The following is a 6866-nucleotide window of genomic DNA, read 5'->3' as shown; positions in this document are numbered from 1 at the left end:
GTCGGAGCATTGCCAATATACATCAAACATTTCAAAATAACTACTTGGCTTAACGCAGTCATTGCACTGAATTTATACTTTCTTAACTTATAAAAAAGAAGACTATTTTATAGCGAACATAATCTCAGCTTCACAGGCAACTTCTCCATCCACTTTAGCAATAGCTTTTCCTTTACCAATTGGACCTTTTAATCGCACTATCTCTACATCCATATGCAATTGATCACCTGGTTTCACCTGTCTTTTAAAGCGACACTTGTCAACGCCAGCTAAAAATCCTATCTTCCCTTTATTTTCTTCTAAACCGAGCATTGCAATTGCTCCAACTTGAGCAAGTGCTTCAAGTATTAAAACACCAGGCATTACTGCGTAATCCGGAAAATGCCCTTGAAAAAACGGTTCATTAGCAGATACATTTTTTATCCCAGATACCCTTTTTCCCTCTTCTATTTCCGTAACCCGATCTACTAATAGGAAAGGATAACGGTGTGGGATCGTTTCTTTAATTTGTTCAATATTCATAAGATCTCTCCTTTTTTTATTTTATTGTTAAACATTTTCTGTCCATTGCAATGCTGCCATTGTATTTGCCGGAGAAAAACATTTACGGTGAAAACAACCGTCTGTTTTGGAAATCAACTGTGTTCTCATATACTAAGGAAAACTCAACCAGGGTTTTGTTTCCTCCCCACGGATTGGTAGTACCACAAGGGTATGACCTAAAGGTCTTTGAACCAATCGGACATTTACCTGCAGTTGATCCATCACTTCCCCATATTGGTTTTTCTTCATTACTTGAAGTGAGGGGCTTACTGCCGATTATATGCGGGATAAAAAAGAGCATCTAATCTTCTTTGATATTCGACTAGATGCTTTCATTTTATTCTGTTTTAGTTACTATATCAATAATATGCTGCCAAGTCTCTTTCTTTAATACATCTACCGGAGTGCCATCGCCTATTACACCGTATCCAATCATTAATCCTGCCACTAATGCAATAGCACAAAAAAGAAGAACGACAATGATCCGTAACCAAATGGGGAAAATCCGCAACCTTGGTCTTTTTCCCATTTTTCTCTCCTGCTTTTGCTTCTGTTTTTGAGATTTTCTCGTTTTTCCTTCCGCTTCAACAGGACGATCCTTTTTCTCTTTCATCCGATTTAAAAATCGCTGAAATTTAGAAGGCCTCTTAGGTTTTTTTTCCGACATTGCTCGATCCTCTTGATTTATAGACATGATTTGTTTCTCCTTATTCCTTTAAAAATACATAGGCATAACATTTTAATTCTTATGAGCAAGTTAATACATTAGCGTAATTGATTTACTAAGCCTGACATTTGATCACTCATAGATATGGTTCTTGCATTAAATTGATATGAACGTTGTGTCATGATTAAATCTGACATTTCTTTTGATATATCTACATTAGACATTTCTAATGCTCCACTTTTTAATAAAGACTCATTGTCACCTACATTTTGGATGATTTCACCGAAATTAAAACCAAGCTCATTTAAGTTTGGTAATTTAAACTCATTATTCCCCGTAGCCTCTAATAATCGAGGTCGAACGGCTTCAACAATTGCAAGTCGACCAACAACCTCCGTTTGGTTTCCTCTTCTTACCTCAATCTGACCATTTGGCTGAATAGCAATATCATCAAAGCCTTCTTCTATTAGAATAGGTCCATTTACTCCAAGTATTGGACTGCCATCACTGTTGGTTAACATAACTTCTTGATCATTGTTCATAGGACTTAAGTAAAACGCTCCATCACGGGTATAACGCGTTTCTGTTACACCATTTTCGACTACTTGTACTTGGTAAAAATGATTTTCACCCAAAAGCGCCGTATCTAATGCTCGTTCTGTTTCAGTGAGCGTACCTTGTGAGAGATTTATATTTGTTGAACCGAGTTTTGCACCTGCTCCAATACGTAGTCCATCCGGTGTTAGTCTACCTTCTGCATTTGCAGGGTCTGTCATGTTATTCATTTGCTGAAATAATAAAGAAGAAAAATCGGCTTGTCTGCTTTTAAAGCCAGTTGTTTGACTATTCGCCATATTATTTCCGATTAGATCCAGTTTATTTTGCAGTTGATTCATTGTGACTGCTGCTTGTATCATCGTTCTGGACATACCTTATTCCCCCTAGACTAGACGCGCAATTTCGCTTACTGCCTTCCCCATACTCTCATCATAAGCTTTCAATACTCGTTGATTCGTCTCAAACAATCGATAAGACTCCATCATTTGCGTCATAGATTGAAGTGAATCTACATTTGACCTTTCAAGAAATCCTTGTTTGATTGAAAATGTTACGCCTGGGGGTAAATCTGCAGCGTCTCCTGCATATAACTCATTTCCTTCTTTCGTTAACCCATTAGCATCTGTTGCATACGCTACTCCCAAATTAACAGACTGCTCGGGAGTTTGCAGCAAGCCGTCTGGTGTTACGCTAAACTCCATTCCATTTGTATAAATCGGCTCTCCTGACTGATCAAGCACGTAGAAGCCTTGATTTGTTACTAAATACCCTTGTCCATCAACCGTAAAATTTCCATTTCTAGTGTAACGAATTTCTCCATCAGTGTCTTGAACAGTAAAAAATAAACTTCCGGCCTCATCAGGTAATTCACCATTAACGATTGCAAGGTCCGTGGCAATACCAGTTTCTCTCATATCACCCTGGGTAAAGTTTGGAATGGTTTCCTGAACATACACCCCTGTATTTAATGAGCCAATTGGCTGTTGTATAGGTACATGCATCGATGTACTTGTGGGAACTTCTTTTCCACCCATTTGATTCAATAACATTTCCGGAAATGCTCGCAAGCTTGTCTGATCGGCTTTATATCCTGGAGTATTGGCATTGGAAATATTGTTAGAAAAAGCTTCCTGTTGACGTTGCTGAGCAATCATCCCGCTTGCAGCTGTATAAAAGCCTCTTAACAAGACGTCCCCTCCTCGATCTGATTTTTAACAGGTCTTCATTCCGTTAGATAACTTTTTTGCGTTCAATCTTATCAATATTTTCCAGCATCATTCCTGTACCTTTTGCTACACAGCTCATTGGCTCCTCTGCAATGAAAACAGGCACCTTAAGCTCTTCTGCAAGTAACTCATCAATACCGTGAATTAATGCTCCGCCACCTGTTAGAATGACCCCTCGGTCAATAATATCAGCAGATAATTCTGGTGGCGTACGTTCTAGTACAGATTTTGCAGCCTGTACGATTAGGAATACGGATTCACGTAATGCTGCTTCAATTTCAGTAGAATTAACGGAAATAGTACGTGGTAATCCTGATACCATATCACGACCTCGGATTTCCATTTCTTCATTTCTTCCACCCTTGAATACCGTTGCCACATTTATTTTTATCTCTTCTGCAGTTCTTTCACCAATTAATAGTTTGTACTTTTTCTTTATGTATTGTAAAATTTCGATATCAAATTTATCACCGGCCATTTTAATGGACTCAGATGTCACAATATCGCCCATTGATAAAACGGCTACATCTGTCGTACCTCCACCTATATCAACAACCATATTTCCACTCGGCTGGAAGATTTCCATACCAGCACCAATTGCTGCTACCTTTGGCTCTTCTTCTAGGTAAACTTTTTTACCACCTGATTTTTCCGCTGCTTCTTTAATAGCCTTTTGCTCAACCTTCGTGATGTTGGTTGGACAACAGATAAGTATACGCGGCTTAGACAAAACTCCTTTTACGTTTATTTTATTGATAAAATGCTTCAGCATAGCTTCTGTAACATCAAAATCAGCAATAACTCCATCCTTTAATGGACGAATTGCTTCTATGTTCCCTGGTGTACGTCCAACCATTTTTCTTGCAGCCTCACCAACCTCTAGCACTTTTCCTGTGTGTCGGTCCATCGCCACAACGGATGGCTCATTCAAAACTATTCCTTTTCCTTTAACATGAATTAATACATTGGCTGTACCAAGATCAATTCCAATATCCCTAGAAAACATGGGTTCAGATCCTCCTACTTAGATTACTATCTCTTTTTTATCCATACTGCTACTAATATAATATTTTACCACAAAACTCTACAATTAACTGCATTTTATTTAAATTTTGTCTAGGAAATTCGACAGGGGTAAATGTTTAAATAATATCATTAACGAATACGGTCTAATCACATCCTAAAGAGGCCCGGGGGTAACTAACAACTTCTTTACTCAAAATACGAATAACCATGTTATCAATAGGAGTATCTTCGCCGCACCATTAAAATATACGCTCTTTCCGTGGGCACAGCATCAGCTAACTTAGTAAAGAAAAATACGTTACCAAGTGGATCTTCGGACTCGTGCTGTTCCCGCGGGAGTCTTGCATATTTCAGATGCTAAATGAATGATCCTAATCAAAAAACGAACGATATTAAACCTAAACTAATAATCGTTCGTTTTTAACTGTTTATTCATTCTTTTGTCTCAGCCTCTTTAATTTTCACTAATTTTGTTATAACCACTTATCCTACTGGCTTTGCCTCCTCTGTATGTTTAGGCTCGATTTTATATTTTTTTCTCGTTGCTTCTCCTCCACGCAAATGACGGATAGCCTTATGATGTTCAAGAACCTTCTTTACCCTGTTTGCCAATTCTGGATTAATCTCTGGTAATCGTTCTGTTAAGTCTTTATGGACTGTGCTTTTAGAAACACCAAATTCTTTCGCTATCACTCGGACAGTTTTCTTTGTCTCCACGACGTAATTTCCTATCCTGATAGTCCTTTCTTTGATGTAATCGTGCACACCGTTCGCCTCCCTGAGTTGTATATTTCCGAGGTGGTATTGAGACAAGGTGTTCCATTAGTGGCCTGCATATATGTTGAAATCATAAAATAAGTCGCTATGTATACTTGTTTTTACGTGTCTACATCCATTATTGTATTTTACTTAATATTCTGTTATTTATATATACAAATTAGCTAATTTATGTGTGTAACCAGAAATAAAGCCACACATGCTCTCACCTCAGACATTTCGGAATGATTGGTTTGTATAAGTTTATTATCGAGTAGGAGTGTTTATGATTAAAAAAACATCTTTAAGGAAAGAAGGACATGCATTTTTTAATGAGGAAAGTAGCAGAACGTTCCCTGAATATGAACATATCAATTTCTTGCGAAGTAATAAGTAGTAAAAATATATAAAAAACGATTCAACCTTTTCATCTTGCATTAGTGCTCCTTGTCACGCTTCCTACCAGTAATACTGTATTTTTTTCTTGGTCTTGATTCTTTTCCTAATAGACTACGTAAATTCTCTTTACTTTTAGTCTAACGGTCCAAGATCAGGGTCGGCTTGTATAGACACACCGGAATCAGCAGAAATATTACCAGGAACTAAAGAAATCATCATCACCAATACAGCCATACAAAGAAAAGATTTTACCTTTTTCATTTTATTACCTCCTAAGGAATTTAAGGTTAGAAAAAGTTGAATCGTTAATCACCTATTTAGTTTTCATTTAATTAATTCTTCTTCACCACTCTCGGAATATTTTTTCACATTGTCTTCAATATATTGAGAGGTAACCTACTAAAGAAATAATCACTGCGCTTCTCAATAAAATCCTTATGAGATTGCAACAACAGTCGTTTATCATGTTTTGCTTTTCCCATGTAATATAGTCTAAAAGGGCTATTTAATGGGATATTACTTAATATCTCAATCGCTTTGTCTTTATTCCCTTTTGCAATTTCAATATGTGCCTGTTCACTTTTATCTACGGTGGTTATACCTTCCACCTTTTTAAAATGTGCAGCTATAAAAGGAATATTGTTATTTCGAATTAGATGCAAGACATCTTTTAGCTCATATTTTTCAGCTAAAGCAGTAGCCTCTTCTAAATGATGCATTGCTTGAAAGTACGTATCAAATGTATAGGAGAACCCAAGTTTTATATGAACGCCTGCTTTTGTTGAAGGGTTTTGTGAAAGATTAAGTACTCTATAGGCACATTTCCTCGCCATAATAAGTTCATTTCTCGACATATAATAAATCATTAAAATATGATTGAGTCTTATATTGAAAAAGGAAACAAGAAGTCTGTCATCGATTCTAGCAAATAATTGTTGTTGGATTTCTAAAAAATTACCCAATTTTCCCAGTTGATTTAGATCATAATATAAAGTTACCTTAACAAATTCTATTAGGCATTCTGTTTCGGGGTCGTTTATTGTTGGCATTCGTTTAATTCTCTGTAGCAATTCATGTGGAGGAGTTCTCTTTATTCTTCTATCTATCATTAACTGATAAATAGATGCCCATTGTCTGTTGGAAGTATAGGTGGATTTCAGATTCTTCTCAATCAATTGTTGCAATTCTCCAAAGAAGCCATTCATATATAAAAATTCCATGCCTTTTTTCTGAATATCTCGCGATGATGATTGTAAGCAGTATTTTCGGATTAATTGTATCACTGTTTCATCATTATGATCCCGTGATAGAAATTCCTTTAACTGCTCCAATGATAGCTCATCTTTACCCGAAATAAACATAGTAGGTAAGGACATTAATTTTAAACTCCTTTCCAACAAAGAAAAACAAGGCTTATTATCACTTGACTGTAAACAACTTTCGTCAAGCTTCAACATAATATTTTATTAATCACTATATTAACACATTTTCAACAAATAAAAAGAGGTAATCGTTCGACAAATTTTGCTATACATAAGAAACACTATGGTATAGCCAAATTTTTATACTTTCTTATCTTTCTAAAAAAACGGAGCAAAATTCGCTCAGTCCTTATCACTAAATGCTCAGATTTACGCTTCCTCTAGTAGCTATTATGGAATAATAACTACTGCTTGACCACCACTCCGGCT

The 6866-nt window shown here is 36.4% G+C and carries 8 protein-coding genes; all 8 read right to left on the bottom strand.

The features are described from left to right. Positions 1–102: 102 nt before the first annotated feature. Positions 103–522 carry a 3-hydroxyacyl-ACP dehydratase FabZ gene (fabZ, locus tag ABDZ84_RS04365; protein WP_026681763.1) on the bottom strand — a complete coding sequence of 140 codons (420 nt, stop codon included), beginning with the start codon at positions 520–522 and terminating at the stop codon, positions 103–105. 358 nt (positions 523–880) lie between these two features. Next, on the bottom strand, positions 881–1237 hold the full coding sequence (locus tag ABDZ84_RS04360) for a DNA-directed RNA polymerase subunit beta (protein WP_026681764.1): 357 nt from the start codon (positions 1235–1237) through the stop codon (positions 881–883). A gap of 71 nt (positions 1238–1308) precedes the next feature. Next, complete coding sequence (locus ABDZ84_RS04355; protein ID WP_026681765.1) at positions 1309–2139, bottom strand: flagellar hook-basal body protein; 831 nt, start codon at positions 2137–2139, stop codon at positions 1309–1311. 12 nt (positions 2140–2151) lie between these two features. Continuing rightward, a complete protein-coding gene (locus tag ABDZ84_RS04350; RefSeq protein ID WP_343780297.1) occupies positions 2152–2955 on the bottom strand; it encodes a flagellar hook-basal body protein in 804 nt (267 codons plus the stop codon). A 43-nt stretch (positions 2956–2998) separates the two neighbouring features. Beyond that, positions 2999–4000: a rod shape-determining protein gene (gene mreB, locus ABDZ84_RS04345; RefSeq protein WP_026681767.1), complete on the bottom strand. Its 1002-nt coding sequence runs from the start codon at positions 3998–4000 to the stop codon at positions 2999–3001. 503 nt (positions 4001–4503) lie between these two features. Continuing rightward, positions 4504–4785 (bottom strand): sporulation transcriptional regulator SpoIIID, encoded by a 282-nt coding sequence (gene spoIIID, locus ABDZ84_RS04340; protein WP_026681768.1) that lies wholly within the window; start codon positions 4783–4785, stop codon positions 4504–4506. A gap of 522 nt (positions 4786–5307) precedes the next feature. Further along, positions 5308–5436 carry a hypothetical protein gene (locus tag ABDZ84_RS04335; protein ID WP_255637807.1) on the bottom strand — a complete coding sequence of 43 codons (129 nt, stop codon included), beginning with the start codon at positions 5434–5436 and terminating at the stop codon, positions 5308–5310. Positions 5437–5540: 104 nt separating this feature from the next. Next, on the bottom strand, positions 5541–6551 hold the full coding sequence (locus tag ABDZ84_RS04330) for an AimR family lysis-lysogeny pheromone receptor (RefSeq protein WP_026681769.1): 1011 nt from the start codon (positions 6549–6551) through the stop codon (positions 5541–5543). Positions 6552–6866 lie beyond the last annotated feature (315 nt).

It is taken from the genome of Virgibacillus salarius (genome assembly GCF_039521925.1).
In the GTDB taxonomy this organism is placed as follows: Bacteria; Bacillota; Bacilli; order Bacillales; family Amphibacillaceae; genus Virgibacillus; species Virgibacillus salarius.
This window is presented reverse-complemented; position numbering and strand designations above follow the sequence as displayed.